The sequence below is a fragment of the Micromonospora psammae genome, from assembly GCF_036902725.1.
GTDB lineage: Bacteria > Actinomycetota > Actinomycetes > Mycobacteriales > Micromonosporaceae > Micromonospora.
In genome coordinates this window covers 53,448-79,478 of record NZ_JBAKHM010000010.1, presented here as the reverse complement: position 1 = coordinate 79,478, position 26,031 = coordinate 53,448, and the positions used below count along the sequence as shown (strand labels likewise).

25 protein-coding genes are annotated in these 26,031 nt (G+C 73.8%); 10 read left to right on the top strand and 15 right to left on the bottom strand.

Annotated elements, in window-relative coordinates; translation table 11 throughout:
- Nucleotides 1-159: 159 nt before the first annotated feature.
- The 6 genes from V6U79_RS14645 to hrpA all read right to left on the bottom strand — a co-directional run bounded on the left by V6U79_RS14645 (nt 160) and on the right by hrpA (nt 8,264).
- Entirely contained in the window at nt 160-951 is a 792-nt protein-coding gene (locus tag V6U79_RS14645) for an ABC transporter ATP-binding protein (RefSeq protein ID WP_334528371.1), read from the bottom strand.
- A 7-nt stretch (nt 952-958) separates the two neighbouring features.
- Nucleotides 959-1,963 (bottom strand): ABC transporter substrate-binding protein, encoded by a 1,005-nt coding sequence (locus V6U79_RS14640; RefSeq protein WP_334528368.1) that lies wholly within the window; start codon nt 1,961-1,963, stop codon nt 959-961.
- Nucleotides 1,964-2,010: 47 nt separating this feature from the next.
- Nucleotides 2,011-2,955 (bottom strand): ABC transporter permease, encoded by a 945-nt coding sequence (locus tag V6U79_RS14635; RefSeq protein ID WP_334528365.1) that lies wholly within the window; start codon nt 2,953-2,955, stop codon nt 2,011-2,013.
- Between the two features lie 113 nt (nt 2,956-3,068).
- Nucleotides 3,069-3,806, bottom strand: coding sequence for a cupin domain-containing protein (locus V6U79_RS14630; RefSeq protein ID WP_334528362.1), 738 nt, complete (start codon nt 3,804-3,806; stop codon nt 3,069-3,071).
- Nucleotides 3,790-4,146, bottom strand: coding sequence for a cupin domain-containing protein (locus tag V6U79_RS14625; RefSeq protein WP_334528360.1), 357 nt, complete (start codon nt 4,144-4,146; stop codon nt 3,790-3,792). The genes V6U79_RS14630 and V6U79_RS14625 overlap by 17 nt, the downstream gene beginning before the upstream one ends.
- Before the next feature lie 104 nt (nt 4,147-4,250).
- Nucleotides 4,251-8,264, bottom strand: coding sequence for an ATP-dependent RNA helicase HrpA (gene hrpA / locus V6U79_RS14620; RefSeq protein ID WP_334614939.1), 4,014 nt, complete (start codon nt 8,262-8,264; stop codon nt 4,251-4,253).
- 204 nt (nt 8,265-8,468) lie between these two features.
- Between hrpA and V6U79_RS14615 the strand changes: the two genes are divergently transcribed.
- Complete coding sequence (locus V6U79_RS14615; protein ID WP_334614938.1) at nt 8,469-8,942, top strand: cytidine deaminase family protein; 474 nt, start codon at nt 8,469-8,471, stop codon at nt 8,940-8,942.
- Nucleotides 8,943-8,946: 4 nt separating this feature from the next.
- Here the strand turns inward: V6U79_RS14615 and V6U79_RS14610 are convergent, their stop codons facing one another.
- A complete protein-coding gene (locus V6U79_RS14610) occupies nt 8,947-9,306 on the bottom strand; it encodes a YciI family protein (protein ID WP_334528353.1) in 360 nt (119 codons plus the stop codon).
- A gap of 159 nt (nt 9,307-9,465) precedes the next feature.
- Between V6U79_RS14610 and V6U79_RS14605 the strand changes: the two genes are divergently transcribed.
- The 4 genes from V6U79_RS14605 to V6U79_RS14590 are packed head-to-tail and all read left to right on the top strand — an operon-like array spanning nt 9,466 to nt 13,539.
- Nucleotides 9,466-10,512: a FecCD family ABC transporter permease gene (locus V6U79_RS14605; RefSeq protein WP_334614937.1), complete on the top strand. Its 1,047-nt coding sequence runs from the start codon at nt 9,466-9,468 to the stop codon at nt 10,510-10,512.
- The gene (locus V6U79_RS14600; protein ID WP_334528347.1) at nt 10,509-11,618 is read left to right on the top strand and encodes a FecCD family ABC transporter permease; all 1,110 of its coding nucleotides are present in this window, start codon (nt 10,509-10,511) and stop codon (nt 11,616-11,618) included. Before V6U79_RS14605 ends, V6U79_RS14600 begins: the two co-directional genes overlap by 4 nt.
- A gap of 44 nt (nt 11,619-11,662) precedes the next feature.
- Entirely contained in the window at nt 11,663-12,592 is a 930-nt protein-coding gene (locus V6U79_RS14595; protein ID WP_334528407.1) for an ABC transporter ATP-binding protein, read from the top strand.
- The gene (locus V6U79_RS14590) at nt 12,592-13,539 is read left to right on the top strand and encodes an ABC transporter substrate-binding protein (RefSeq protein ID WP_334614936.1); all 948 of its coding nucleotides are present in this window, start codon (nt 12,592-12,594) and stop codon (nt 13,537-13,539) included. Before V6U79_RS14595 ends, V6U79_RS14590 begins: the two co-directional genes overlap by 1 nt.
- Nucleotides 13,540-13,806: 267 nt before the next feature.
- Here the strand turns inward: V6U79_RS14590 and V6U79_RS14585 are convergent, their stop codons facing one another.
- From V6U79_RS14585 to trmB, 4 genes are all read right to left on the bottom strand, one after another.
- Nucleotides 13,807-14,820, bottom strand: a complete 1,014-nt coding sequence (locus V6U79_RS14585) for an endonuclease domain-containing protein (protein ID WP_334614935.1) — start codon at nt 14,818-14,820, stop codon at nt 13,807-13,809.
- Between the two features lie 204 nt (nt 14,821-15,024).
- Nucleotides 15,025-15,669, bottom strand: coding sequence for a hypothetical protein (locus V6U79_RS14580; RefSeq protein ID WP_334614934.1), 645 nt, complete (start codon nt 15,667-15,669; stop codon nt 15,025-15,027).
- Between the two features lie 118 nt (nt 15,670-15,787).
- Nucleotides 15,788-18,292: a DEAD/DEAH box helicase gene (locus tag V6U79_RS14575; protein WP_334614933.1), complete on the bottom strand. Its 2,505-nt coding sequence runs from the start codon at nt 18,290-18,292 to the stop codon at nt 15,788-15,790.
- A gap of 136 nt (nt 18,293-18,428) precedes the next feature.
- A complete protein-coding gene (gene trmB / locus V6U79_RS14570) occupies nt 18,429-19,169 on the bottom strand; it encodes a tRNA (guanosine(46)-N7)-methyltransferase TrmB (protein WP_442933779.1) in 741 nt (246 codons plus the stop codon).
- A gap of 131 nt (nt 19,170-19,300) precedes the next feature.
- Here trmB and V6U79_RS14565 point away from each other — a divergent pair, with 131 nt between their 5' ends.
- The gene (locus V6U79_RS14565) at nt 19,301-19,906 is read left to right on the top strand and encodes a hypothetical protein (RefSeq protein WP_334614932.1); all 606 of its coding nucleotides are present in this window, start codon (nt 19,301-19,303) and stop codon (nt 19,904-19,906) included.
- A gap of 2 nt (nt 19,907-19,908) precedes the next feature.
- Nucleotides 19,909-20,577 (top strand): class F sortase, encoded by a 669-nt coding sequence (locus V6U79_RS14560; protein ID WP_334614931.1) that lies wholly within the window; start codon nt 19,909-19,911, stop codon nt 20,575-20,577.
- Nucleotides 20,578-20,612: 35 nt separating this feature from the next.
- On the opposite strand, the gene V6U79_RS14555 is transcribed toward V6U79_RS14560, so the two are convergent.
- The 3 genes from V6U79_RS14555 to V6U79_RS14545 all read right to left on the bottom strand — a co-directional run bounded on the left by V6U79_RS14555 (nt 20,613) and on the right by V6U79_RS14545 (nt 22,751).
- Nucleotides 20,613-20,933, bottom strand: coding sequence for an antibiotic biosynthesis monooxygenase family protein (locus V6U79_RS14555; RefSeq protein ID WP_334528327.1), 321 nt, complete (start codon nt 20,931-20,933; stop codon nt 20,613-20,615).
- 65 nt (nt 20,934-20,998) lie between these two features.
- Nucleotides 20,999-21,793 carry an exodeoxyribonuclease III gene (locus V6U79_RS14550; RefSeq protein WP_334528323.1) on the bottom strand — a complete coding sequence of 265 codons (795 nt, stop codon included), beginning with the start codon at nt 21,791-21,793 and terminating at the stop codon, nt 20,999-21,001.
- Nucleotides 21,794-21,830: 37 nt separating this feature from the next.
- Nucleotides 21,831-22,751 carry a proteasome assembly chaperone family protein gene (locus V6U79_RS14545; protein ID WP_334528320.1) on the bottom strand — a complete coding sequence of 307 codons (921 nt, stop codon included), beginning with the start codon at nt 22,749-22,751 and terminating at the stop codon, nt 21,831-21,833.
- 421 nt (nt 22,752-23,172) lie between these two features.
- Here V6U79_RS14545 and V6U79_RS14540 point away from each other — a divergent pair, with 421 nt between their 5' ends.
- The 3 genes from V6U79_RS14540 to V6U79_RS14530 all read left to right on the top strand — a co-directional run bounded on the left by V6U79_RS14540 (nt 23,173) and on the right by V6U79_RS14530 (nt 25,077).
- On the top strand, nt 23,173-24,051 hold the full coding sequence (locus tag V6U79_RS14540) for a peptidase M23 (protein ID WP_334614930.1): 879 nt from the start codon (nt 23,173-23,175) through the stop codon (nt 24,049-24,051).
- A gap of 73 nt (nt 24,052-24,124) precedes the next feature.
- Entirely contained in the window at nt 24,125-24,274 is a 150-nt protein-coding gene (locus tag V6U79_RS14535; RefSeq protein ID WP_334528315.1) for a hypothetical protein, read from the top strand.
- A 32-nt stretch (nt 24,275-24,306) separates the two neighbouring features.
- Entirely contained in the window at nt 24,307-25,077 is a 771-nt protein-coding gene (locus V6U79_RS14530; RefSeq protein WP_334614929.1) for an EcsC family protein, read from the top strand.
- Between the two features lie 68 nt (nt 25,078-25,145).
- On the opposite strand, the gene V6U79_RS14525 is transcribed toward V6U79_RS14530, so the two are convergent.
- Nucleotides 25,146-25,997, bottom strand: coding sequence for a GDSL-type esterase/lipase family protein (locus V6U79_RS14525; RefSeq protein ID WP_334614928.1), 852 nt, complete (start codon nt 25,995-25,997; stop codon nt 25,146-25,148).
- Nucleotides 25,998-26,031: the final 34 nt, after the last annotated feature.

Genomic DNA, 26,031 nt, shown 5'->3' with positions numbered 1-26,031 from the left:
GGCGCCGCGCGGGCGGCGCCGACCAGCGGTACGGACGGGCGGTGGCGGCCCCGGCGCCGCCGGTCGCCGGGCAGGTCGGCGACCGGGCGGTCCGGTGTCGGTGCGCCGGCGGGACGCCGGACGCGGGTGGCGGGTGCCGGGCGGCGGGCGCCGGCCCGGTCAGTGGTTGGCGTCGGCGCCGAGCAGGGTGCGGATCTCGGTGGCCAGCCGGTCGAACCTCCCGTCGCTCATCACCTCCGCGTAGCGGCGGTCCGGCGGCAGCTCCACCGGCAGGGTGCGGATGATCCGGCCGGGCCGGGGGCTCATCACCTCGACCCGGGTGCCGAGGAAGACCGCCTCGGCGATCGAGTGGGTCACCAGCAGGATCGTCGTCCCGGTCTCCCGCCAGATCCGGTTCAGCTCGGTGTTGAGCTGCTCCCGGGTGAGCGCGTCCAGGGCGCCGAACGGCTCGTCCATGAGCAGCACCCGCGGCTGGTGCAGCAGGGCCCGGCAGAGCGCCACCCGCTGCTGCATGCCGCCGGAGAGCTCGTGCGGCAGGGCGTCCTCGAATCCCTTCAGCCCGGTCAGCTCGATCAGCTCGTCGGCCCGGCGGGCGGCGAAGGCCCGGTCCAGCCCCCGCATCTCTGCCTGGAGCAGGATGTTCTTCCGCGCCCCGCGCCACTCCAGCAGGGCGGCGCGCTGGAAGACGTACCCGATCTCCTTCTGCGGGCCGGTGACCGGGCGGCCCAGCAACGACACCGACCCGGAGCTGGGCCGGACCAGGCCGGCGACCACCTTGAGCAGGGTGGACTTCCCGCAGCCGGACGGGCCGACGATGGTGACGAACTCACCGGGCGCGGCGCGCAGCGTGACGTCGTCGACGGCGGTGGTGCGGGAGCGCTTCGAGGCGAAGCGCACGGTCAGGTCGGTCAGGTCGACCGCCGTGCCGGTCAGCGTCGCGGAGCTGGCCATCGCCGTCTCACCCCTGTCCGGCGTAGGAGGCGTCCCAGTAGGTCGCCGGGGCGCCGGCGCCCTTCAACTCGGCGTACTTGCTCATCAGGTCGATCGTCTCGGTCCACTTCGCCTCCGGGTTGACCCCCGGCACCCCGCCGGCCCCGGTGTCCAGCAGCGGCACGGCCAGCGTGAGCTGCTTCACCAGTACCTCCTTGGCCGGCTCGTTCTCGGCCAGCTCGGCCATCGCGTCGGTGGCGGCGGGAATGTCCTTCGCCGCCTCGGTCCAGGACCGCTGGGTGGCCTTGACGAACGACCGGACCAGGGCGGCGTCCCCGCTCAGGGTGGCCTCGTTGACCACCAGCCCGGTGCCGAGCATGTTCATGCCCCAGTCGGCGTAGAGCAGGTAGTTGACCTTCTTGCCGGTCTTCGCCTCGATGGTGGGCGCCTGGTCGTGGAAGAAGCCCTGGATGGCGTCGACCCGCCCCTCGGACAGGGCGGCGATCTTGCCGGCGGCGTCCAGGTTGACCACCTTGACGTCGCCGGGGGAGAGGCCGTTGGCCTTCAGCCAGCCGGGGAAGGTGGCGTAGATGGCGTCGCCGGGGGTGCCGCCGACGGTCTTGCCCTTCAGGTCGGCCGGCTTGCTGATCCCCTTGTCGGCGAGGAACTCGATCGACGTCGGTCCCTTCTGGAGGAAGACCCCGACGCTCTTCACCTTCATCCCGGTGCCGATCGCCTTGAGCAGCGGCGGGGTGTCGGCCCAGCCGAAGTCGGTCTGCTTCTGGGCCACGGCCTGGATGGTCTTGCCGGAGCCGCCCCCGGCCTTGATCTCCAGCTCAATGCCCTCCTCGGCGTAGAAGCCCTTCTTCAGCCCGTAGTAGAACGGGGCGTGCTCGCCGTAGGGCACCCAGTTGAGGGTGAGGGTGACCTTCTTCTTTCCGTCGGCGGTCGTGGCCGGGCCGTCGGACCCGGCGCACCCGGCGATCGGGATGAGCAGCAGCAGTGCGGCGCCGGCGTACGCGAGACGTTTCATGGGTGCCTCCAGCAGCGTTTCGGAACGGGGGGTGGGGTGGTGGTGCGTCAGGAGGTGGTCAGCGGTACGCCGCCGCGCCGGCTGGCGTGCCAGGGGATGAGCAGCGCCTCGGCGACCTCGACCACCACGAAGAGCGCGATGCCGATCAGGGACATCAGGAAGAGGTCGGCGAAGAGCAGCGCGGCGTCGAGGTTGCCGTTGGCGAGCAGCAGGACGTAGCCGAGGCCCTCGTCGGCCCCGACGAACTCGCCGACCACCGCGCCGACCACGGCGAGGGTGACGGCGACCTTCAGGCCGCTCATCAGGTGCGGCAGCGCGTTCGGGAAGCGGATCTTGCGGAACGTCCGCCACGGGCCGGCGCCCATGGTGGACGCCAGGTCGATCAGCTCGGGGTCGGTCGAGCGCAGCCCGGCCACGCCGGAGATGACCACCGGGAAGAACGCGATCAGCACGGCCAGGATGACCTTCGGCGCGAAGCCCACCCCGAACCAGACGACCAGCAGCGGGGCGATGGCGATCTTGGGGATCACCTGGGCGAAGAGCACGATCGGATAGATCGCCCGCTCCATCGTGCGGGAGTAGGCGATCAGGATCGCGGTGCCCAGCCCGAGCAGCGCGGCGAGCACGAAGCCGACCACCGTCTCGTAGAGCGTGACGTAGGTGTTGCGCAGCAGGAACGGCCACTGTTCGACGGTGGTCGTCCAGACCTGCCCGGGGGTGGGGACCAGGTAGTTGGGCACGTACTCGCGGGCGGCCACGAACCACCAGCCGGCGAGCACGGCCGCGAGCAGCAGCGCCGGCCGCCAGAGCGCGTCGGCGAGGCCGGCCAGGCGACGCACCGGGCCCGACCGGGCCGCCCGCGCGGCCTCCTCCACCCGGGTGCCGCCCGGCCCCGGTGCCGGGTCGGGTGCCACCGCGGGTGGGGGCGGCGGGGGGCTGTCGGGTGTCGGCACGGCCAGCTCGACGCCCTGGTTGACGGCTTGGTCGGGCACGGCACTCCTCCTCGGGTCGGTGGTCCGGTGTGCGCCGATGGCGGTTCCGGCCAGCGGGTAAGCGCTTTCTCACTACGGTCGGTTTCGGGCCCGGGAGCCCGGAACGGGGTGGGTCAGCCGGCGGGATAGGTGTCGAGCAGGCCGCACATGCCGTGCCGGCCGTGCTCCAGCGGCCGGTCGCGCCACCTGACCCGCGCGTCCGCCAGGTGGTCGCCCCGACCGTGGTCGAGCGCGTCGAGGTGCCGGCCGGTCTCCTCGGCGGCGTCCAGCGCGCCCGAGCGCCAGCGTCGCCGCCACCGGTCCAGCCCCGGCCGCACCAGCCGGACCGCCGCCGCGTGGAACTCCCGCAGCGGAGCCGGGTCGCCCGCCGCGAGGGCGTCGCGCAGCCGCAGGTAGCCGTGGACCGCCAGGTCCCGCCGGGCGTACGCGGCGGCCAGGTCGCCACCGGGCGCGCCGTCGTCGGGCAGCCGCGCGGCGGCGGCGTACCGCTCGGGGTCGGCCAGCAGCTCCGGCGGCAGGGTCAGCACCGCGTCGCCGGCCTCGGGCAGGCCGCCGTTCTGCATCAGCACGGTGATCTCCAGGCCGCCGTGGTTGACCAGCCGGTGGATGGTCCCGGGGGAGAACCACACCACCGCCCCCGGCCGCAGCGCCACCTCCCGGTAGCCGGCGAGGGTCAACGTCTGCACCAGCCCCGCGCCGCCGGTCACCACGTACCCCTCGGTGCAGGCCAGGTGCAGGTGCGGCGTGCCGCCGGGCAGGCCGTCCGGGGCGGCCGTGTCGTAGACCCGGAGCCGGGAGACACCGACGCCGCCGGGCAGCGCGACGGTGCTCGGCTCAGTCGAAGTACTCATCGGTGTCGTCCGCCGCGGGCAGGCAGACCACCAGCGCGGTGAGGTCGCCGATGGCCCGGTGCCGGGTGCCCGGCGGGATCAGGAAGGCCGACATGGGTCTGGCCTCGTGACGTACGCCGTTCAGCTCCACCTCGCCGGTGCCGTCGAGGATCACGTAGACCTCGGTGGCGACCTTGTGGAAGTGGGTGGTGGCCTGTTGCACCTGGAGCAGGTGCACGCTCACCGCGCCGGCCGACTCGTCGACGAAGGCGCGGCGGGTGGTGCCGCACGAGCAGCGGTGCGGGGGGAGCTCGTCGAGAACGGCGCGGTGAGGGCCGTCCGAAGGGGAGGTGGAAGGCATCCGGGGAACCGCCTTTCGCCTGAGGAAAGGGCTTTCCTAGGCGAAGACGCTAGCCCCGTCCACTGCAAACAGTCAATGGTCTGTTGCAGCAGACCTGGCCGCGGCTACCGACCCTCCGCGTCGTCCATCGCGCGGTAGATCCGCTGCTCCGACACCGGGTACGGCGTACCCAGCGCCTGGGCGAAGACGTTCACCCGCAACTCCTCGATCATCCAGCGGATCTGCCGCACCGCCGCGGACCCGCGGCGACCCGGCGGCAGCGCCGCGAGCAGGTCGGTGTACTCCTTCTGCACCGCCGCGATCCGGTCCTGCTGCTGCCGGTCCCGCTGCGGGTTGCCGGGCAGCCGGTCCAGCCGCCGCTCGATCGCGGTCAGGTAGCGCAGCACGTCGGTGAGGCGGGCGTACCCGGTCTCGGTGACGAAACCCTTGTGGACCAGCCCGGAGAGCTGGGCCCGGATGTCGGCCAGGGCGGACACCACCGCCAGGTTCTGGGTCCTGCCGAGCCGCTGCTCCACCGCGTACGCGGCGGCGAGCACCTTGCGGACCCGGTCCATCACGTCGACCACGGTGTCGACCAGGTCCGCGCGGACCTTCTCGCGCAGCGCAGCGAAGCCCTCCGCGTCCCAGGCCGGCCCACCGGCGTCGGCGATCAACTTGTCGATCGCCGCACCGGCGGCGTCGGAGATCAACTCCTGCACGCTGCCGTGCGGGTTGCGGCTCAACGCCAGCTTCGCCTCGTTGGAGAGCCGCCCCTGGAGGAACTTCGCCGGCGACGGCACGGTCAGCCGGAGCAGCCGCCGGGTGCCCGCCCAGTGCGCGGCGGCCTGCTCGGCCTCGGAGTCGAAGACCTTCACCCCGACCGTCGCGCCCTCGTCCACCAGCGCCGGGTACGCGGTCACCGCGTAGCCGGCGCGGACCTGCTCGAAGGTGCGCGGCAGGGCGCCGATGCTCCAGTCGGTCAGGCCCGTCCGGGCGACGTCCGGCGCGGCGGCGGCCACGACCTGGCGTACCTCCTGACGGAGCTGGCGTTGCAGGGTCGGCAGGTCCTTGCCCTCGGCGACCGGCTTGTTCTCCTCGTCGAGGACCCGGAAGCTGACCCGCAGGTGGGCCGGGAGCCGCTCGGTGTCCCAGGCGTCGCGGGGGACGGTGACCCCGGTCATCCGGCGCAGCTGCCGGGTGAGCGCGTCGAGCAGTGGCTCCTCGCCCGGGGTGATCGCGGCGAGCGCGGCCCGGGCGTAGTCGGGCACCGGGACGAAGTTGCGCCGGATCGCCTTGGGCAGCGACCGGATCAGCGCGACTACCAGTTCCTCGCGCAGCCCCGGCACCTGCCAGTCGAAGCTCTCCGCCGGCACCTGGTTGAGCAGCGGCAGCGGGATGTCCACGGTCACGCCGTCGGTCGGGCTGCCCGGCTCGAACCGGTAGGTCAACGGCAGGGCCACCTCGCCGGAGCGCCACTCGTCCGGGTAGTCCGCCTCGTCCACCCCGCCCCGGCCGGCGTTGACCAGCAGGTCCCGGGTGAAGGTGAGCAGCTGGGGCTGCTCCCGGCGGGTCTTCTTCCACCAGGCGTCGAAGTGCCGGCCGGAGACCACGTCGGCGGGGATCCGCTGGTCGTAGAAGGCGAAGATCGTCTCGTCGTCGACCAGGATGTCCCGGCGCCGGGCCCGGCTCTCCAGCTCCTCGATCTCGGCCAGCAGCCGCTGGTTGTCCTGCCAGAACTGGTGGTGTGTCTGCCAGTCGCCCTCGACCAGGGCGTGCCGGATGAACAGCTCCCGGCTCAGCGCCGGGTCGATCCGACCGAAGTTGACCTTGCGGGAGGTGACCAGCGGGATGCCGTACAGGGTGACCTTCTCGAAGGCCATCACCGCGGCCTGCTTCTTCTCCCAGTGCGGCTCGCTGTAGCTGCGCTTGACCAGGTGCTGGGCCAGCGGCTCCACCCACTCCGGCTCGACCCGGCCGGCCACCCGGCCCCAGAGCCGGGAGGTCTCCACCAGCTCCGCGGCCATCACCCAGCGCGGCGGCTTCTTGAACAGCGCCGAGCCGGGGAAGAGCGCGAACTTCGCGCCCCGGGCACCCAGGTACTCGTGCTTCTGGGCGTCCTTGAGCCCGACGTGCGAGAGCAGGCCGGGCAGCAACGACTGGTGCACCTTCGGGGTGTCGATCTCCTCCGGCAGGTCCGCCGTCGGGCCGCGCCGGCCGTCGCCGTCGCGCGCCGGTCGCCCCTGCTCGGGGGTACGCAGCACCTGGCGCAACTGGCTGACGATGTCCTGCCACTCGCGGACCCGCAGGTAGTTGAGGTACTCGGCCTTGCACATCCGGCGGAACGTGCTGGACGACAGCGCCCGCTGCTGCTCGCGCAGGTAACGCCAGAGGTTGAGGAACGCCACGAAGTCGGATTCCTTGTCGGCGAACCGAGCGTGCGCCTGGTCGGCCTGGGCCTGCTTCTCCGCCGGCCGCTCCCGCGGGTCCTGGATCGACAGCGCGGCGGCGATCACCATCACCTCGGTGGCGCAGCCGTTGCGCTCGCCCTCCAGCACCATCCGGGCCAGCCGCGGGTCGACCGGGAGCTGGGCCAGCCGCCGCCCCAGCGCGGTCAACCGCTTCGCCGGGTCCGTCTCGGTCGGGTCGAGCGCGCCCAGCTCGTGCAGCAGGTTGACGCCGTCGGTGACGTTGCGCCGGTCCGGCGGGTCGATGAACGGGAACGCGGCGATGTCGCCCAGCCCGATCGAGGTCATCTGGAGGATGACCGAGGCGAGGTTGGTGCGCAGGATCTCCGGGTCGGTGAACTCCGGCCGGGATTCGAAGTCCTGCTCGTCGTAGAGGCGGACGCAGATGCCGTCGGAGGTCCGCCCGCAGCGGCCCTTGCGCTGGTTGGCCGAGGCCTGGGAGACCGGCTCGATGGGTAGCCGCTGCACCTTGAGCCGGCTGCTGTAGCGGGAGATCCGGGCCGTGCCCGGGTCCACCACGTACTTGATGCCGGGCACGGTCAGCGAGGTCTCCGCGACGTTGGTGGCGAGCACCACCCGGCGACCGGGATGCGGGGCGAAGACCCGGTGCTGCTCGGCGGCGGAGAGCCGGGCGTAGAGCGGCAGGATCTCGGTGCCGAGCAGCGACCGCTTCTTCTCCACCAGCTTGCCCAGCGCGTCGGCGGTGTCCCGGATCTCCCGCTCGCCGCTGAGGAAGACCAGGATGTCGCCGGGCCCCTCGGCGGCCAGCTCCTCGACCGCGTCGCCGATCGCCTGGATCTGGTCCCGGACGGTCTCGTCGTCGTCGCCCTCGTCCTCCTCGGCCTCGGTGACCTCGACCAGCGGCCGGTACCGCACCTCGACCGGGTAGGTCCGCCCGGAGACCTCCACCACCGGCGCCGGCTTCCCGTCCGCGTCGGCGAAGTGCCGGGCGAACCGGTCGGTTTCGATGGTCGCCGAGGTGATGACCACCTTGAGGTCGGGGCGGCGGGGGAGGAGCTGCCGCAGGTAGCCCAGGATGAAATCGATGTTGAGGCTGCGCTCGTGCGCCTCGTCGATGATCAGCGTGTCGTACTGGCGCAGCATCCGGTCGGTCTGCAACTCAGCCAGGAGGATGCCGTCGGTCATCAGCTTGACCAGGCTGCGGTCGCTCACCTGGTCGGTGAAGCGCACCTTGTAGCCGACCACGTCGCCCAGCTCGGTGCCGAGCTCCTCGGCGATCCGGTCGGCCACCGTCCGGGCGGCCAGCCGCCTCGGCTGGGTGTGCCCGATCAGCCCGTTGATCCCGCGGCCCAGCTCCAGGCAGATCTTCGGCAACTGGGTGGTCTTGCCGGAGCCGGTCTCGCCGGCCACGATCACCACCTGGTGGTCGCGGATCGCGGCGGCGATGTCGTCCCGGCGCTCGCTGACCGGCAGCTGCGCCGGATAGGTCACCACCGGCACGGCGGCCCGGCGGCTCTCCAGCCGCGCCTCGGCCCGGACCACGTCCGCGGCGATCTCGGCCAGCGCGTCGTCCCGCCGCTGCGGGTCCTTCAGCCGTCGGACGCCGTCCAGCCGCCGTTGCAGACGCCGCTGGTCGCGGAACATCAGCGGGGCGAGGCGGCGGTGCAGCTCACGGGCGGTGACGGCGTCGGCGGGTGCGGCTGGATTCTGCATGTCGCCGACAAGGATAGGCAGACCGGCGCGGGACCGCCCCCGGGTTACCGCCCACCGGCCGCCGGCCACCTGCCGCCGCCCGGGCGGGTCGGGGTCGACGCGCTGGTCGCCGAGGTCGCGGGGGCAGCGGAGTCGCTCCCGGGGAAAGGGGGGTGCGGCGGGCTAGAGTTGCCGCCGACCCACTGGCTACCACGGGGGCCCGAGATGACGATGCTGGACACCGACCGCGCGCTCGTGCAGGCGGCCACGGCCGTCGCCAAGCTGCGCTGCCGCAGCGACAACCACACCGTGGCGGCGGCGGCGCGGACCGTCGACGGCCGGCTCTTCACCGGGGTCAACGTCCACCACTTCACCGGGGGCCCGTGCGCCGAGGTGGTCGCGATCGGCGCCGCGGCGACCCAGGGCGCGGGCACCCTGGAGACCATCGTCGCCGTGGGCGACCGGGGGCGCACCGTGCTCCCGCCGTGCGGGCGGTGCCGGCAGGTGCTGCTGGACTACTTCCCCTCCGTCGAGGTGATCGTCGGGCCGATGAACGCCCTGCGGAAGGTGCCGGTGACCGACCTGCTGCCGGAGACGCACGTCTGGGCGGACCAGCAGCTCGACCCGTCGGCGGTGGTGCGGACCGGGCAGTGGCCGCTGCCGACCGTGCCGGGCAGCCGGCCGGCCTCGGAGGCGTGACCGGTCAGTCCCCGGCGGCCGCCTCCAGCATCGACCGGGGCACGCCGACCTCCCCGTACCGCACGTTGCCCTCCGGCACCATCCAACTCGTCACCCGGACGGCGAGCTGGCCCGCGCGCACCGCCGGGTCGTTGGCGTAGAGTTCGCGGGCCGCGGCCGGGTCGACCGGAAGGACCGCGAGACCGCGCAGCGTCGTGTCGTCCGGGTCCAGGAACGGGCCGGCGGCGAGCACGAGGCCCTGCTCCACCAGCCCCGCCTGGTGGGCCAGGTGGGCGTCGCGCAGCAGGTCGGCCGCGTCCCGCGGCAGCTCCGGGGTGCCCTCCGGGCGGATCAGCAGGACGAGGGTGTGCTGGTCGAATCGCATCTGACCAGCGTAGGGGCGATTGCCGCCGCGCTGTCCCGCTCCCGGCCGACAGCGGCGCGGACACCGGCGGGCACGACGACCGATCGAGGGCCTTCGGTTAGGCGACCCTAAGCCTCTCGGATAAGGTAAGGCGAACCTTATTCCGAGGTCAGGAGCAACGTGACCACCCTCGCCGCCCGACCGGCCGGCGCCGCCCGCCGGTCCCGCGGCCGCCCCGGCCGCCGTACCGCGGTCGCCGTCACCGCGGCCGCCGTGCTGGCGCTCACGGTGCTGGCCAGCCTCGCGCTCGGCAGCCGGCCGCTCGGCCCGGGTCAGGTCTGGGACGCGCTGGTCGCCCCCGACGGCGGCACCGCCAGCACCATCGTGCGCGAGCTGCGCATGCCGCGTACCGCCCTCGGCCTCCTGGTCGGCCTCGCCCTCGCCGTCGCCGGGGTGCTCTTCCAGGCGCTCACCCGCAACCCGCTCGCCGAGCCCCGCATCCTCGGCATCAGCGCCGGCGCCTCCTTCGGCGTGGTGCTCGCCATCGCGGTGTTCGGCATCGGCACCCTCGCCGGGTACGTCTGGTTCGGCATCGCCGGCGCGCTCGGCGCCGGGCTGCTCGTCTTCGCCGTCGCCAACCGCACCCGCGAGGGCGCCAGCCCGGTCACCCTCGCGCTGATCGGCGCGGCGCTCGACGCCAGCCTCGCCTCCGTCGTGTACGCGCTGCTCAGCATCGACGCGCGCACCTTCGAGGAGTACCGGTTCTGGGTGGTCGGCGGGCTCACCGGCCGGGACCTCACCGTCGCCGGCCAGGTGCTGCCGTTCGTCCTCGCCGGACTGACGCTGGCCGTGCTGGTGGCCCGCGGCCTCGACGCGCTCGCCCTCGGCGACGACGTCGCCCGCGGCCTGGGCCACCGGATCGGCCTGGTCCGCCTCGGCGGCGGCCTGTCGGCCGTGCTGCTGACCGGCGCCGCCGTCGCCGCGGCCGGCCCGATCGCCTTCGTCGGCCTCGCCGTGCCGCACCTGGCCCGGGCCCTGGTCGGCGCCGACCACCGGTGGACCCTCGCCGTCTCCGCCCTGCTCGGGCCGGCGCTGCTGCTCGGCGCGGACATCGTCGGCCGACTGGTCGCCCCGCCCGGAGAGGTGCCGGCCGGGATCGTCACCGCCCTCATCGGCGCCCCGCTGCTGGCGTTCCTGGTCCGCCGCGCCAAGGTGGTGACCGCGTGAGCCCCCGCGTCCTCTCCGACCCGACCGGGGCGCCGGCGGGCACCACTCCGGCCGCCACCTCCCGGCCACCCCGCACCGCGCCGCCCGGCCGGTCGCTGCTGCGCGTCGGGCCGGTCCGCGTCCAGATCCGCCGCCGCGCCGTGCTGGTCGCCGCCGCCACCACCGCGCTGCTCGCCGTCGCCGTGCTGCTCAGCCTCTGCCTCGGCACCCCGTACGTCGCGCCGCGCGACGTGCTCCGCGCGCTCTCCGGCGCCGGCACCCCGTACGACCTGGTGGTGCTCGACCTGCGGCTGCCCCGGGTCGTGCTCGCCGCCACCGCCGGCGCCGCGTTCGGCATCGCCGGCACGCTGATCCAGAGCGTGGCCCGCAATGCCCTGGCCAGCCCCGACGTCGTCGGCATCACCCAGGGCGCCGGGCTGGCCGCCACCGTGGCGATCACCACCGGCGCGGCCGCCGTCCTGGTCGCCCCGGCGGCGCTGCTGGGCGGGCTGGCGGCCGCGCTGCTGCTGTTCGCGCTCGGGGCCCGGCACGGCCTGGCGGCGCAGCGCTTCGTCCTCGCCGGCGTCGCCGTCGCGTTCGCCCTGCGGGCGCTGACCGAGGTGGTCATGCTCACCGCAGACCCGATCGACGGGCTGCGCGCGCAGATCTGGCTGATCGGCACCCTGGCCGGGAAGGGCTGGACGGAGACCGCCTGGATCGCGCTCACCCTGGTCGTGCTGCTGCCGGTGCTCGCCTGGGCCGGCTGGGCGCTCAACAGCACGGCGCTGGACGACGACACCGCGCGGGGCATCGGGCTGCGCCCGGTCGCCCGCCGGATCGGCCTGGCGGTGACCGGGGTCGCGGTGGCCGCCAGCGTCACCGCGCAGGTCGGCGCCGTGGACTTCGTCGCGCTGGTCGCCCCGCAGGTGGCCCGCCGGCTGGTCCGCGCCGAGCGGCCCCCGCTGGTCTGCGCGGCGCTGGTCGGCGCGCTGCTGCTGGTGCTGGCCGACCTGGCCGGGCGGCGGTTGTTCGCCCCCACCCAACTGCCGGCGGGCGTGCTCACCGCCGCCATCGGCGGGCCCTACCTGATGTTCCTGCTCATCCGTGGTCGCCGGAGGTCGTCGTGAGGTCCACCCCTGACCGGGCAGGCGCGCTGCTCTCCACCCGCGACCTGGTCGCCGGCTACGACGAGCGGACCGTGCTGGACGGGCTCGACCTGGAGCTGCCCGCCGACGCGTTCACCGTGATCGTCGGCCCGAACGCCTGCGGCAAGTCCACCCTGCTGCGCACCCTGGCCCGGCTGCTCCAGCCCCGCCGGGGAACGGTTCTGCTCGACGGCACCGCGATCCGGGACCTGCCCACCCGGGAGGTGGCCCGCCGGCTCGGCGTGCTCCCGCAGAGCCCCCTGGTGCCCGAGGGCGTCACCGTGGCCGACCTGGTCGGGCGGGGGCGACAGCCGTACCAGCGGTGGTGGCGGCAGTGGTCCGAGCAGGACGGCGCCGCCGTGGAGCGGGCGATGGCCCTCGCCGACGTGGCCGGCCTCGCCGACCGGCCGGTGGACACCCTCTCCGGTGGGCAGCGGCAGCGGGTCTGGATCGCGATGACCCTGGCCCAGGACACCGAGGCGCTGCTGCTCGACGAGCCGACCACCTTCCTCGACCTGGCCCACCAGGTGGAGGTGCTGGACCTGCTGCACCGGCTGCGCGTCGAGCGGGGCCGGACCGTGGTCGCCGTGCTGCACGACCTCAACCAGGCCGCCCGCTACGCCGACCACCTGATCGCGATGCGGGCCGGCGCGGTGGTGGCAGCCGGGCCACCCCGGGAGATCCTCACCGTGGAGCTGGTCCGCGACGTCTTCGGGCTCGACTGCGTGGTCGTGCCCTGCCCGGTGACCGGGGCGCCGCTGGTGGTGCCCGGGCTCAGCGCCCCCTCCCTCGCGCCGCTGCCCGGGGCTGCCGCCCCGTCCTCCCTCGCACCGCCGACCGGGGCTGCCGGCCCCGGCGGCGCCTCCGAGCCGGCCGCCCCCGCTCCGGCGGCCCGCACCCACACCGACGACACGGATGGCCCGGTCGTCGGCTCGTACCCCTCGAAAGGACTCTGATGCGTCGTCTCGCCGCCGCTCTCACCGCGGCGCTCGCCCTCGGCGTCGGTCTCACCGCGTGTGGTGAGAGCGACCCGGTCGCCGGCACCGCCACCGGGGAGACCCGGGAGATCACCCACGCCATGGGCGCCACCAAGGTCCCCGCCGACCCGAAGCGCGTCGTGGTGCTCGACACCGACAAGATCGACACTGCGCTCTCGCTCGGCGTCACGCCGGTCGGCGCCGCCACCGCCGGCGAGGCGAAGAGCTGGCCGACCTACTTCGGCGCGGAGAAGCTGGCCGCCATCAAGGAGGTCGGCGTGCTCACCGAGCCCGACCTGGAGGCGATCACCGCCCTCAAGCCGGACCTGATCCTGGGCAGCAAGTTCCGCCAGGAGAAGTTCTACGACGAGCTGGCCGCCATCGCGCCGACCGTCTTCACCGAGAAGGTCGGCGTCACCTGGAAGGAGAACCTCCTCCTCGACGGTCGGGCGCTCGGCAAGGAGCAGCAGGCCAAGGAGCTGCTCGCCACGTACGAGAAGCGGGCGAAGGACTTCGGCGCCAAGCTCGGCGACGCGGCGTCGCGCGAGATCTCCATCGTGCGCTTCATCCCCGGCAACATCCGGGTGTACGGCCCGGACTCGTTCTCCGGCATCGTCGTCGGCGACACCGGGCTGGGCCGCCCGGAGCGGCAGCGCCTCGACGGCAAGGAGGACAAGCGCTTCGACCTGGTCAGCGCCGAGCGGGTCAACGAGGTGGACGGCGACGTCATCTTCGTGACCGCGTACGGCGAGAAGGCCGCCGCCGAGCAGGCCAAGGTCACCGCCGGCACCCTGTGGCAGGGTCTCGCCGCGGTCAAGGCCGGCAAGGCCCACGTCGTCTCCGACGAGGTCTGGATGACCGGCATCGGCGTCGGCGCCGCCAACAAGATCCTCGACGACCTCGAGAAGTACCTCACCGCCGCCTGACCGCCCCGCGTCCGCTCGCGCTCGCGTTTGCGTCGCGTGCATCCCGAGCAGCCGGGCACCCGCAAGATCGTGCTCGTTCCAGGAAGTAGTGGCCTCCCCGACGATGGGAGGCCACTACTTCCATGTTCGAGCGTGATCTTCCCGGCTCTGCCCGCCGTGCCTTGCGTCCTGCCGCGCCTTGCGCCCCGGCTGCACGCCCTGCGCCCCGCACGCCCCGCGCGCCCTATGCCGTCCGAACCCCGGCTCCCCGCGCTGCGCGCTCCGGTGTCAGCGCCCCGCGCGGTGTCCGCGGGAGCGGAGGGCGGCCCGGACCTCGGCGACGAAGCCCGGGAAGTCCTCCCGGAGACGCTTGGCCGTCACGTGCAGGACGATCCAGTCGCCACCGAGCAACTGGTTGAGTCGGCGGCGGTCGCGGTGGAACTGCTCGGGATCGTCGTGCCACAGACCGTCGTACTCCACCGCCACCTTGAGCTCCGGCCAGGCCAGATCCAGCCGCGCGACGAACCGGCCGTGGTCGGAGACGACCCACTGCGTCCGAGGCCGGGGCAGTCCGGCCAGTACGAGCTGGACCCGGGTGCGGGACTCCGGTGGCGACTCGGTGCCCGGGTCGGCCAGGTCGACGGCGCGCAGCAGCGATCGCCAACCTCGCCGGCCGGCCCGCGCCAGGGCGTACTCGCGTAGGGCCGGCACGTCGGTGAGCCGGCGGGCCAGCAGGCTGTCGATGACGACGACCGCGTCGACGACGTCCAGCCAACGGGCCAGGTCCCAGCAGGTACGCGCCGGCGTGGTGACCAGGATGCCCGCCCGGTCCACGACGTCGCCGGGATCCAGCTCGGCCCGATGCACCCGTAGCCCGGTCGCCGGGCCGCGCCGCGGTCGGGTCCGGGCGATGGACCTCCTCTCCGCCTTGGTCGTCCCCCCGTCGGCCGCGTACGTGCCTGTGGTGTCCGTCGTGGTGGCGTCGGTGGGCTGCGGCGCGGCGAGCGACGTCGACATCAGCACGTCGATCGGCTCGTCGGGGGCGACCCGCCCGGCGCCGTACAACGCCGCGGCGGACCGACCGGCCACGGCCGTGCCGGGCGGTACCAGCCAACGCGTGACGGCCCGACATCGATCGCGATGGCTGACTCTCAGGTGTGAGTCGGCGTAGACGTCCCGGAACAGGGAGCGCCACGCTGAGCTGCGGAGGTCGTTGCGGGTGAGCAGGCCGCGGGAGACGGCGGTGGATCCGCGGAAGATCCGGCCGCGCAGCTGCGGCGGTCGGCGAGGGGCCTTCGGCATGCTCCAACGGTTCCGGATCCCGCCGCCCCGCGCCATCCCCTGTGGATAACCCCGCGGGCGTCCTCGGCCGTCACGCCATGATCACGCTCGAACATGGAAGTAGTGGCCTCCCAGCGCCGGCGAGGCCACTACTTCCTGGATCGAGCGCGATCTTGCGAGGGGCGCGAGGGCCGTGGCGACGCGACGGGGTGGGGGGTGGGTGGGTCAGGCGGCGGTGGACCAGATGGCGCGGAAGGCGGCGGCCTCGCCGGCCAGCCACTGCTCGACCTGCTGGGGCTTGACGGTCTCGGGCATGCGCAGGGCAGCGCCGCGGCGGACGTCGACCAGGACCGGTTCGGCGTGCGGGAGCACCGCGTCCATGTGCCGGGCCATCAGGTGCAGCGTCGCGAGCGCCGCCTCCTCGCTCGGCGACGCCTCGTCGAAGTGCAGCCGGATCGCCTCGGCGCGACCGTCGGCGTACCGGACACCGAAGTGGGGGTTGATCTTGACGGGCAGGTCGCCGAGCATGGCGAGGGCGTCGCGGGTCTGGGCGAGGTCGACGCCGGCCGGCTCGCCGAGGGACTCCAGCCAGGCCGTCGCCCCGGGGACGAGCGCCTGGTAGAGCGGGCGCCAGCGCGGCTTGACCAGGTCGGCCACCTGCGCCAGGTGGGTGCCGCCGGTGTGGAAGGCGATGTCGGCCTTGAGCGCCTTGACGAACTGGCCGTGCGGGTTGAAGCCGGAACGGCTGGCCCGCTGCTTGCGCAGGCCGCCGACGAAGGTCGCCTTGGTGGGGCCGGTGCGGTCGACGTACCGGGTGAAACCGAGGAGGGTGGCGTACGGCGTGAGGGGGGTGGCGATGGGCGCGGTCACGAGCGTCCTCCCAGGTCAGGAACTCGATTAGTACATACATTCTAATCGACGGGGGTGACATCGCCCAGGGTAGAAAAGGGGCCGTCCGGACGTCCCGGACGGCCCCTTGGAAAAAAGGTCAGAGCTGGCCCACCGAGGTGATCCGGACGACCGCCGCCCCCGCCTCGTCGGAGGCGGCCAGGTCGACCTCGGCGCTGATGCCCCAGTCGTGGTCACCCTCCGGGTCGTCGAAGATCTGCCGGACGGTCCAGCGCTCCCGCCCCTGCTCGATCATCAGCAGCGCCGGCCCCCGCGCGTCCGGCCCCACCCCGATCGAGTCGTACGCCTCGAAGTACGGCTCCAGCGCGTCGGCCCAGGCGTCGGCGTCCCAGCCGGTGGCGGAGTCCAGCTCGCCGAGGTCGTACCAGCGGCGCAGCGCGGCCAGCTCGACCCGGCGGAACAGCGCGTTGCGCACCAGCACCCGGAACGCCCGCGCGTTGCGGGTGACCGCCGGTGGCCGGTCCTCCAGGGCGGAGGCGACCTCGGCCACGTCGGACGGGTTGCGCAGCCGCTCCCACTCGTCGATCAGGCTGGAGTCGACCTGGCGGACCAGCTCGCCCAGCCACTCGATGAGGTCGACCAGCTCCTCGGTCTTGGCGTCCTCGGGGACGGTCTGCCGCAGCGTCTTGTACGCGTCGGCGAGGTACCGCAGCACCAGGCCCTCCGACCGGGACAGGCCGTAGAACTGCACGTACTCGGTGAAGGTCATCGCCCGCTCGTACATGTCCCGCACGACGGACTTGGGGGAGAGCTCGTGGTCGGCGACCCAGGGGTGGCCCTGCCGGTACATCTCGTACGCCGAGTCGAGCAGCTCGGCGAGGGGCTTGGGCCAGGTCACCTCGTCGAGCAGTTCCAGGCGGGCCTCGTACTCGATGCCCTCGGCCTTCATCGCCGCGACCGCCTCGCCGCGGGCCTTGAACTGCTGCGCGGAGAGCACCTGGCGCGGGTTGTCGAGGATCGACTCGATCACCGAGAGCACGTCCAGGGCGTAGGACGGGGACTCGACGTCGAGCAGTTCGATCGCGGCCAGGGCCAGCGGCGACAGCGGCTGGTTGAGCGCGAAGTCGAGCTGGAGGTCGACGGTGAGCCGGACCCGCCGGCCGGCCTCGTCGGGTTGGTCGAGCTGCTCCACCACGCCGCCGGCGCGCAGCGCCCGGTAGATGGCGATGGCCCGGCGGATGTGCCGGCGCTGGGCGGCGCGGTCCTCGTGGTTGTCGGTGAGCAGGTGCCGCATCGAGGCGAACGCGTCGCCGGGGCGGCCGATCACGTTCAGCAGCATGGAGTGGCTGACCTGGAAGCTGGAGGTCAACGGCTCCGGCTCGGCCTCGACCAGGCGCTGGAAGGTGGGCTCCCCCCAGCCGATGGAGCCCTCCGGCGGCTTCTTCTTCACCACCTTGCGGCGCTTCTTCGGGTCGTCGCCGGCCTTGGCGAGCGCCTTCTCGTTCTCAATGACGTGCTCGGGGGCCTGCACCACCACCCGGCCCAGGGTGTCGAAGCCGGCCCGGCCGGCCCGCCCGGCGATCTGGTGGAACTCGCGGGCCTTGAGCAGCCGGGTGCGGACCCCGTCGTACTTGGACAGGCCGGTGAAGAGCACGGTGCGGATGGGCACGTTGATGCCGACGCCGAGGGTGTCCGTGCCGCAGATGACCTTGAGCAGCCCGGCCTGGGCCAGGGTCTCCACCAGGCGCCGGTACTTGGGCAGCATGCCGGCGTGGTGCACCCCGATGCCGTGCCGGACCAGCCTGGACAGCGTCTTGCCGAAGCCGGAGGTGAACCGGAAGTTCCCGATCGCGGTGGCGATCATGTCCTTCTCGGCCCGGGTGCAGACGTTGACGCTCATCAGCGCCTGGGCGCGTTCCAGGGCGGCGGCCTGGGTGAAGTGCACGACGTAGACCGGGGCCTGCTTGGTGGCCAGCAGCTCCTCGAGGGTCTCGTGCATCGGCGTCATCGCGTACGAGAAGAGGAGCGGGACGGGCCGCTCGGCCGAGCGCACGGTGGCGGTCGGCCGCCCGGTGCGCCGGGTCAGGTCGTCGACGAAGCGGGTGGTGTCGCCCAGCGTGGCGGACATCAGGACGAACTGCGCCTGGGGCAGTTCGATGATCGGCACCTGCCACGCCCAGCCCCGGTCGGGCTCGGCGTAGAAGTGGAACTCGTCCATGACCACCTGGCCGACGTCGGCCCGGGCACCCTCGCGCAGCGCGAGGTTTGCCAGGATCTCGGCGGTGCAGCAGATGATCGGGGCGTCGGCGTTGACGCTGGCGTCGCCGGTGAGCATGCCGACGTTCTCCGCGCCGAAGACCTCGCAGAGCGCGAAGAACTTCTCCGACACCAGGGCCTTGATCGGCGCGGTGTAGAAGGTGGTCCGGTCGTCGGCGAGGGCGGCGAAGTGCGCGGCGATCGCGACCAGGCTCTTGCCTGAGCCGGTCGGCGTGTTCATGATCACGTTCGCGCCGGAGACGATCTCGATGACCGCCTCCTCCTGGTGGGGGTAGAGGTCGAGGCCGCGCTCCTTCGCCCAGCCGGCGAACGCGTCGTAGAGGGTGTCGGGGTCGGCGCTTTCCGGAAGCGCGGCGGTGAGCGTCATAGCGCCCCCCATGGTGCCCGGATCATGGTCGGTCGCGCCAACCGGGTCGGGCGCGGGCGCCCGCCGGGCGCGCGCGCCGTCCCGCGCGTCCCGGTCCGCGCCCGTCGCCGAGCACCCCGAGGGGTACGCCCGCGGCTCAGCCCCGGGCGGTCGCGGCGGCGGCGGGGGCGACCCGCCGGTGGATCAGGTCGAAGACCGGGCGGCCGGCGGTGAGCGCGCGCCGCTCGAACTTCGTCACCGGCCGGTGCGCCGGGCGGGGGGCGTAACCGTCGTACGCGTTCGCCAGCTCCGGGTCGGCCGCCAGGGTCTCCCGCATCGCCTCGGCGTACTCGGCCCAGTCGGTGGCGCAGTGCAGCGTCCCGCCGTCGGTCAGCCGGGAGCGCAGCAGGGCCACGTGGCCCGGCTGGATCAGCCGCCGCTTGTGGTGCCGGGACTTGGGCCACGGGTCGGGGAAGAAGACGTGCACCGCGTCGAGGCAGCCCTCGGGCATCGCCCGGACCAGGTCCAACGCGTCGCCCTGCGCCACCCGGACGTTGCGCAGCCCGTGCCGCTGCACCAGGTCGAGCAGGTTGGCGATTCCCGGGGTGTGCACCTCGACCGCCAGATAATCTCGATCCGGGTCGGCGGCGGCCATCGCGGCCGTGGCGTCACCCATCCCGGAGCCGATCTCCAGCACCACCGGAGCGCCGCGTCCGAACGGCGCGGCCGGATCGACCGGCCCGTCGAGGGCGGCGATGTCGATGCCGTACGTGGGCCAGAGCCGCTCCAGCGCGTCCGTCTGGCGGCCGCTCATCCGGCCGCGGCGGGGATGGAAGGTGCGGATCCCGACGGCCGGCGCGGCCACCGGGACGGCGGGGTTCAGGTCGGTGGAGGTCACAGCGACCCGAGCGTACGCGACGGTTCCGGCGTATCGGATGTGATGTACGCCCGGGGGTGAGACGATTCATCCCGTACGGCAGGCCGGCGGCTCCGCCGCGGCGCTGCCGGAAGGCGCCGGAAGGGGGCAGGATGTCGGTCTCGCTCCAGCGGGTCGCCGTGGCGGTCGCGGTAGGTGCCCTCGGTCCGGTGCTCCTCGGGGTGGGCGTGGCCCGCGCCGGTGCGCCGCCGGTGGCGGCTCCGGCCCTGGCCGTGGCGGCTCCCACTCCGTCCGACGAGGGCCAGAGCTTTCCGGACCAGAACGGCAATCCGCAGCCGCCCCCCGGCGTCGTCTTCGTCGAGGTGCGCCCCAGCATGGTGCAGCCCGGCTTCCTGGTCGGCCTGCGGGCCAGTTGCCGGAACAACGCCGTACCGGCGATCGTCGTCTCCGACGCCTTCGGCCGGGTGCAGGTGCAGCCGCAGCGCGGGGAGCTGACCTCGTCGGCGATGGTCCGGGAGCGGACCCGGCCCGGCAACTACCGGGTCAAGCTGGAGTGCCCGGACGGCGCGACCGCCGCCACCATGCTCCAGGTGGTGGAGAAGGTGCGCCCGAGCCCCGGCCCGCAGACCGGGTTCGGCGGTGGCGCCGGGTTGGGCCCGGCTGGCCTCCTGGTCCCCGGTGGGCTGGCGTTGACCATCGCCGGGGCGACCGTCGGCATCATCGCGGCCCGCCGTCCCCGTGGCGTCGCCCGACGCTGACCATGGCCACCTCACCCGCCTCCGCCCCGGTCACCCGGCGTGACCGGGCCCCGGCGCGCAGCCCGTGGTCGGTGCCGCTGGCGGTGCTGCTGGTGCTGGTCGGCGTCTTCGCCACCGGCGCGGGACTGGGTCGTACCGTCGGGCCGTTGGACTGGGCGGCGGGCCCGGCGCAGTCCCAGCGGGCGGCGGAGCAGCGCGCGGGCCTGTCGGCCAGCCGGCCGGTCCGCTTGGCGGCGCCGACGATCAAGGTGTCCGCCGCGGTCAACCCGGTCGGCCAGGCGCCGGACGGGTCCATCGACGTCCCGCCGTTGAGCCGGCACCACGAGACCGGCTGGTACGACCGCGGCCCCACCCCGGGGGAGCCCGGCCGGGCGGTGATCGTCGGGCACGTCGACTCCAGGAGCGGCCCGTCGGTCTTCCACGACCTGCACCGGCTCAAGGCGGGCGACCGGATCGAGGTGACCCGCGACGACCGGAAGGTGGTCGTCTTCACCGTCGAGTCGGTGGAGCACTTCGACAAGTCGAACCTGCCCGCCGACCGGGTCTACGGCGACGAGGGCACTCCCGCCCTGCGGTTGATCACCTGCGGCGGCGAGTGGGTGGGCGGCCGGACCGGCTACGCCGACAACGTCATCGCCTTCGCCACGCTCGCCGAGATCCGCGAGCCCTGACCCCGGGCCGGGCAGTGCGGTGGGCCGGGCGTGGGTCAGCCCTTGCCGGTCACCTGCTGCACCACCTCGAACTCCAACAGCGTCGCGCCGGAGGCGACCGGCCGGCGCTGCTCGCCACCCTCACCACCGGCGTGCGCGGCCCGGGACGGCCCGGCGGCCCACGCCTGGTACGCCTCCTCGGTCTCCCATCGGGTGTACACGAAGTAGCGGTTCTCGCCGGCGACCGGGCGGAGCAGTTCGAAGCCGAGGAAGCCGGGGGAGTTCTCCACCGCGCCGGCCCGGGCGGCGAACCGCTTCTCCAATTCCTCGCCGGCGCCGGGCGGGACGTCGATCGCGTTGATCTTCACTACTGCCATGGCTCCACCCTAACGACCGGGCGGGCGCCGGGCGGGGCGAGCGCATCCCTGGGGTGCGGGTCGGGTCAGAACGACTCGACGGCCGGGACCAGGTCGGCGTCGACCACGATCGGGGCGTGATCGGACGGCCCCTTGCCCTTGCGGGCCTCCCGGTCCACGTACGCCGAGCGGACCGCGCGGGCGAACGGCGCGGAGGCGTACACCAGGTCGATCCGCATGCCCTTGTTCTGGTGGAACATCCCGGCCCGGTAGTCCCAGTAGGTGTAGGGGTGCGGGCCCTTCATCGGCGTCGGCACCACGTCGCTGAGCCCGAGGTCGCGCAGCGCCGCCAGGGCCGCCCGCTCGGCCGGGGTGACGTGGGTGGAGGTGGCGAAGAGCGCCGGGTCCCAGACGTCGGCGTCGGTCGGGGCGACGTTGAAGTCCCCGCATACGGCCACCGGCCCGCCGCCGGCCAGCTCCGGTTCGAGGGCGTCCCGCAGCGCCGCGAACCAGGCCAGCTTGTACGCGTAGTGCGGGTCGTCCGGGGCGCGGCCGTTCGGCACGTACACCGACCAGACCCGGACCCCGGCGCAGCTGGCGGCGATGGCCCGCGCCTCGGGGTCGGGGAAGCCCGGTTCGTCGGGGAAGCCGACGGTCACGTCGGCCAGCCCGACCCGGGACAGGATCGCCACCCCGTTCCACCGGCCGTCGCTGTGGCTGGCCACCTCGTAGCCCAGCTCGCCGACCTCCGTGGGGAAGGCGCCGTCGGGGCACTTGGTCTCCTGGAGGCAGACCACGTCCGGGGCGGTGGTGGCCAGCCAGTCGAGCAGCCGGGGCAGGCGGGCCTTCACGGAGTTCACGTTCCAGGTGGCCAGGCGCATGTCTCCAGCCTGCCGCATCCCGCCCCGGTGCGCCGCGTCAGCTGCCCGGGGTGTCGCCCGGGCGGGTCTGCTCGGCGAGGAAACGTTCCAGCTCGGCGCCGAGCTCGTCGGCGGTGGGCAGCGGGCCGCTCTCGGCGGCGAGCAGGTTCTTCTCGCCGCGTCCCCGGGCGAACGCGTCGTACTGCTCCTCCAGGGCACGGACCAGGGTCGCGGCCTCGTCGGTCTGCGCGACCTGGCGGTCGATCTCGACCCGGACCACCTCGGCGGCGGTGCGCAGGGCGTCGCTGGGCAGCAGCAGCCCGGTGCTGCGGGAGATCGAGGAGAGCAGCACCTCGGCGGCGGCCGGGTACTCGGTCTGCGCGACGTAGTGCGGCACGTGGGCGGCGAAGCCGATCGCGTCCCGGCCCAGCTCGCCCAGCCGGTACTCCAGCAGGTGGCCGACGCTGGCGGGGACCTGCACCCGCTGCAGCCACGGCTCGTAGCCGGCGATCAGCTCGCGCCGGGTGGCGTGCGCGGTGACGCCGGTGGCGCGGGTGTGCGGCACCGCCATCGGGATGGAGTTCAGCCCGACGGTGAGTCGGACGTCGAGTCGGGCGGCCAGCCCGCCGACCGCCGCCACGAACCGCTCCCACTGCAGGTCCGGCTCGGGGCCGGTGAGCAGCAGGAAGGGGGTCTCGTCGTCGTCGTGCAGGAGGTGCAGCTCCAGTTCGGGCGCGTCGTAGTGCTCCCAGTGGTCCTCGACGAAGGTCATCACCGGGCGCCGGGACCGGTAGTCGAAGAGCTGGTCCACGTCGAAGGTGGCGATCGGACGGGACTCCAGCGAGGTGAGCAGCTGCTCCCGGGCCAGGCGGCTGGCGCTGCCGGCGTCGACGAAGCCGGTCAGCGCCTGGATCAGCACCGGCTGACCGAGGTCGGGCAGGTCGTCGGTGAGCTGGTAGAGCTCGTGTGGGTCGAGCACCGGTGGGGACCTCCTGAGAAGAACGCGCGTGCGGGCGCCCGTCCGCGACACGGCACCCGGTTCGGGGAACGTACCCGCCCGCGTAATCCATTCCAGCAGGGGGAGATCCGTCACGGCGAGGTGGGTGAAGACCGACGAACGCGGCAATTCGCCGATCATCCGTCAGCGGATTGGATTTCCGTACCCCGTCGTGTCGGCCGAACGGTGGATATTGCGGATCATGGGGTAGGACGTCATGATCGGGAGTGGTTCGTCCCCGCGACCGTCGGGCCTGTGGCGTCTGACCGGTTTGCCCGACCCGGCACCTCTGTCCGTGGGCACCCGCGCCCGGCCGAGGACGTCCCGTTCCGGGGCGCGAAGTGTGGGCAGGGCCACACCACGGCGCCGGGTGGAGGCCGTTTCCCCTGCTTAGCCTCGTCGGATGCGTGACGACGACACCCTCGACGACCAGTACTCCCCCGAGGACACGACTGGCCGTTCGGACGACACCCCCTCGTCCGATCAGGTCGGCGTGCTCCGTGACACCGCGGCGACCCCCTCCCTCCGTACCCGCCTCGGCGCCCTCGTTAACGCCCGGTCCGGTGGCCCGTCCCGGATCCGGGTGGCGCTCGCCACCGGCGTGGCCTGCTGCCTCGGCGTGGCCGCCTTCGCCGGCGTCCAGGTCCTCCCCGCCGAGCGGGTCGAACCCGTCGCCGCCCAGCCGGCGCTCGCCGAGCGGGCCCAGGAGAACCCCGCCTCCCGCAGCCACGACCGCACCCCGGGCACCGCGTCCCCCACCCGGAGCGCCGCCACACCCAACCCGAAGTCGGCCGCCAGCCGGGAGGCGAAGCCCCGGCACCGGCCGAAGCCCCGGCCGAAGCGGATCGCCCCGGTCGCCGGGCTCGACAGGGCGCAGATGGAGAACGCCAAGGCCATCGTCAACGCCGGTCGCCGGATGGGCGCGCCCCGGCGGGCACTGATCATCGCGGTGGCCACCGCGATGCAGGAAAGTCGCCTCTACAACTACGCCAGCGGTGTGCTCCCGGAGTCGCAGCGGTACCCGCACCAGGCCATCGGCTGGGACCACGACTCCGTCGGACTGTTCCAGCAGCGCCCCAGCAGCGGCTGGGGCGAGGTGGGGGAGCTGATGGACCCGGAGTACGCCACCCGGGCGTTCCTTCGCGTGCTGCTGGAGATCCCGGGCTGGCAGAACCTGCCGCTCACCGTCGCCGCCCAGGCCGTCCAGGTCTCCGCCTTCCCCGACGCCTACGCCCAGCACGAATGGCGGGCCACCCAGGTGGTCGAGGCCATCCTGGCGTGATAGTCCGTGATGTCTGCTTGCCGCTTGTCGTTCCGGGGTACACATGAGGCAGGACAACTTGACGGAGGAAGACATGTCGGCACTGATGCAACGGATCAGCGCGTTCCTGCGGTCACCGAAGGGCCAGCAGTTGGTCGACCGGGGTCGGCGCGAGATGGCCAAGCCCGAGAACAAGACCAAGCTCAAGCAGGTGGCCGACCGGCTCTCCGGTCGTCGCCGCTGAGCCCCCGTTCCACGACCCCAGCGGGAGCCCCCGTGACCGACGCCGCCCCCGTCGACGACGAACCGACCGTCCCCACGCCGCAGGCCACCCCGACCGCTCCGCCCCCGGCCCCACCGGCCGGGGGCGCGGACGCCCCCGAGGCGCCGCCGGCCACGCTCTGGGACCGGATGCGGGACGACCCGCAGTACGCCCCGGAGCACCTCGCCCTGGAGGCCGTCCGCCGGCTCGGGCCGGAGGCGGCCCAGTGGGTCGTCCGGGCCCGCGCCGAGCGGCCCGACCTCTCCGCCGAGGACCTCGCCGAACAGGCGGTACGCCGGTTCGTCAACCGGGCCCGCCTCTCCGGGGCGGTCTCCGGCGCGGCCGGGCTGCCCGGTGCGGTGATCGACGTGGGGGTGCTGGCCTGGACCCAGGCGCGCCTGGTGCTGCACGTCGCCGCCGCGTACGGGGTCGACCCCGTGCACCCGGACCGGGCCACCGACCTGCTGGTGCTGCAGAAGGTGCACAAGGTCACCGAGAGCGCCCGGCTCGCCCTCGGGGTGGCCGCCGGTCGGGAACGCGCCGGCGCGCTCTTCGGCCACGGCGCGCAGCAGCCCCTCGGCCGGGTGATGCTCCGGTTGGGCGTACGGCTGGCCCAGATGGCCGGGGTCCGCGCGGCGAAACGGATGGTCGCCAAGGTCGTGCCGGGCGCGGCGATCGTCCTCGGCACCTGGGCCAACTCCTCGGCCACCAAGGACCTCGCCGAACGGGCCCGGGCGCTGTACCGCGCCAACCGGGATGGCGTCCCGCAGCAGCGCGGCGCCTGACCCCCGTCCGCCACTCGCTTGCGCCGCGTCCGGTCGCCGGGCGCGGCGCAAGCGCGTCCGGGGGCGGTTCAGAGCTTCCAGCCGGCGGCGGAGAAGGTCGCGTCGGCGATCCGGTTCTGCCCGGCGACGTTCGGGTGGAACCAGTCCAGCCGGTTCAGGTCGTCCAGCGTGAAGCGGGCCCGGTGCACCGCCCCGCCGTCGTGCCGGCACCGCGACCCGTACGCCCGGCAGGCGGCCACGAGTTCGGCGTTGTAGGCCCGCACCCGCTGCCGGAACGCGGCGCGCCGGGCCCGGTCCGCCGGCGCGGTGGAGGTGGGGGCGGCCAGCAGCGCGGGGCAGATCCCGGCCCGCCAGGCCCGGACGGCCCGGGAGTCGGTGTGGCCCACCTCCCAGAGCCGGTACAGGTCCGGCACGCTGACCACGAGCACCCGCGCCGCCGGCCGCCCCTCCCGCAGCACCCGCAGCGCGCGGTCGACCTGGCCGCGGAACGTCGCCACCGGGGTCATCCGGTCGGCGTCCTCGCGGCAGGCGTCGTTCGCGCCGATCAGGATCGTGACGTAGTCCGCACGGTCGCGGACCGCGGCCCGGGCCTGCCCGGCGAGCGCGGCCGCGCGGGCGCCCGGCGCCGCGTGGTTGTGGCCCCGGCCGCGCAGCGCCGCGCCCCGGTCGAGCAGCCGGCGGTAGTGGCTGTCCACCCGGATACCGTCCCCGGTGGACCAGGAGTTGCGCGCGCAGGAGGTCAGCACCAGGCAGGAGCCGAAGCCGGTGGTGATCGAGTCGCCGAGGGCGGCCATGGTGTCGGGCAGGCCGGGCGGGGTCTGGCCGCCCGACGGCCGGGGTGCGGGCCCGTCGCCCTGCTCGCAGGCCAGGGCGGCCAGGGCGAGGAGGCAGGCGACGGCGGCGACCCAGCGTCGAGGCATGTCTTCCCCCGGTCCGGCGGCGCAGAGCGACAGC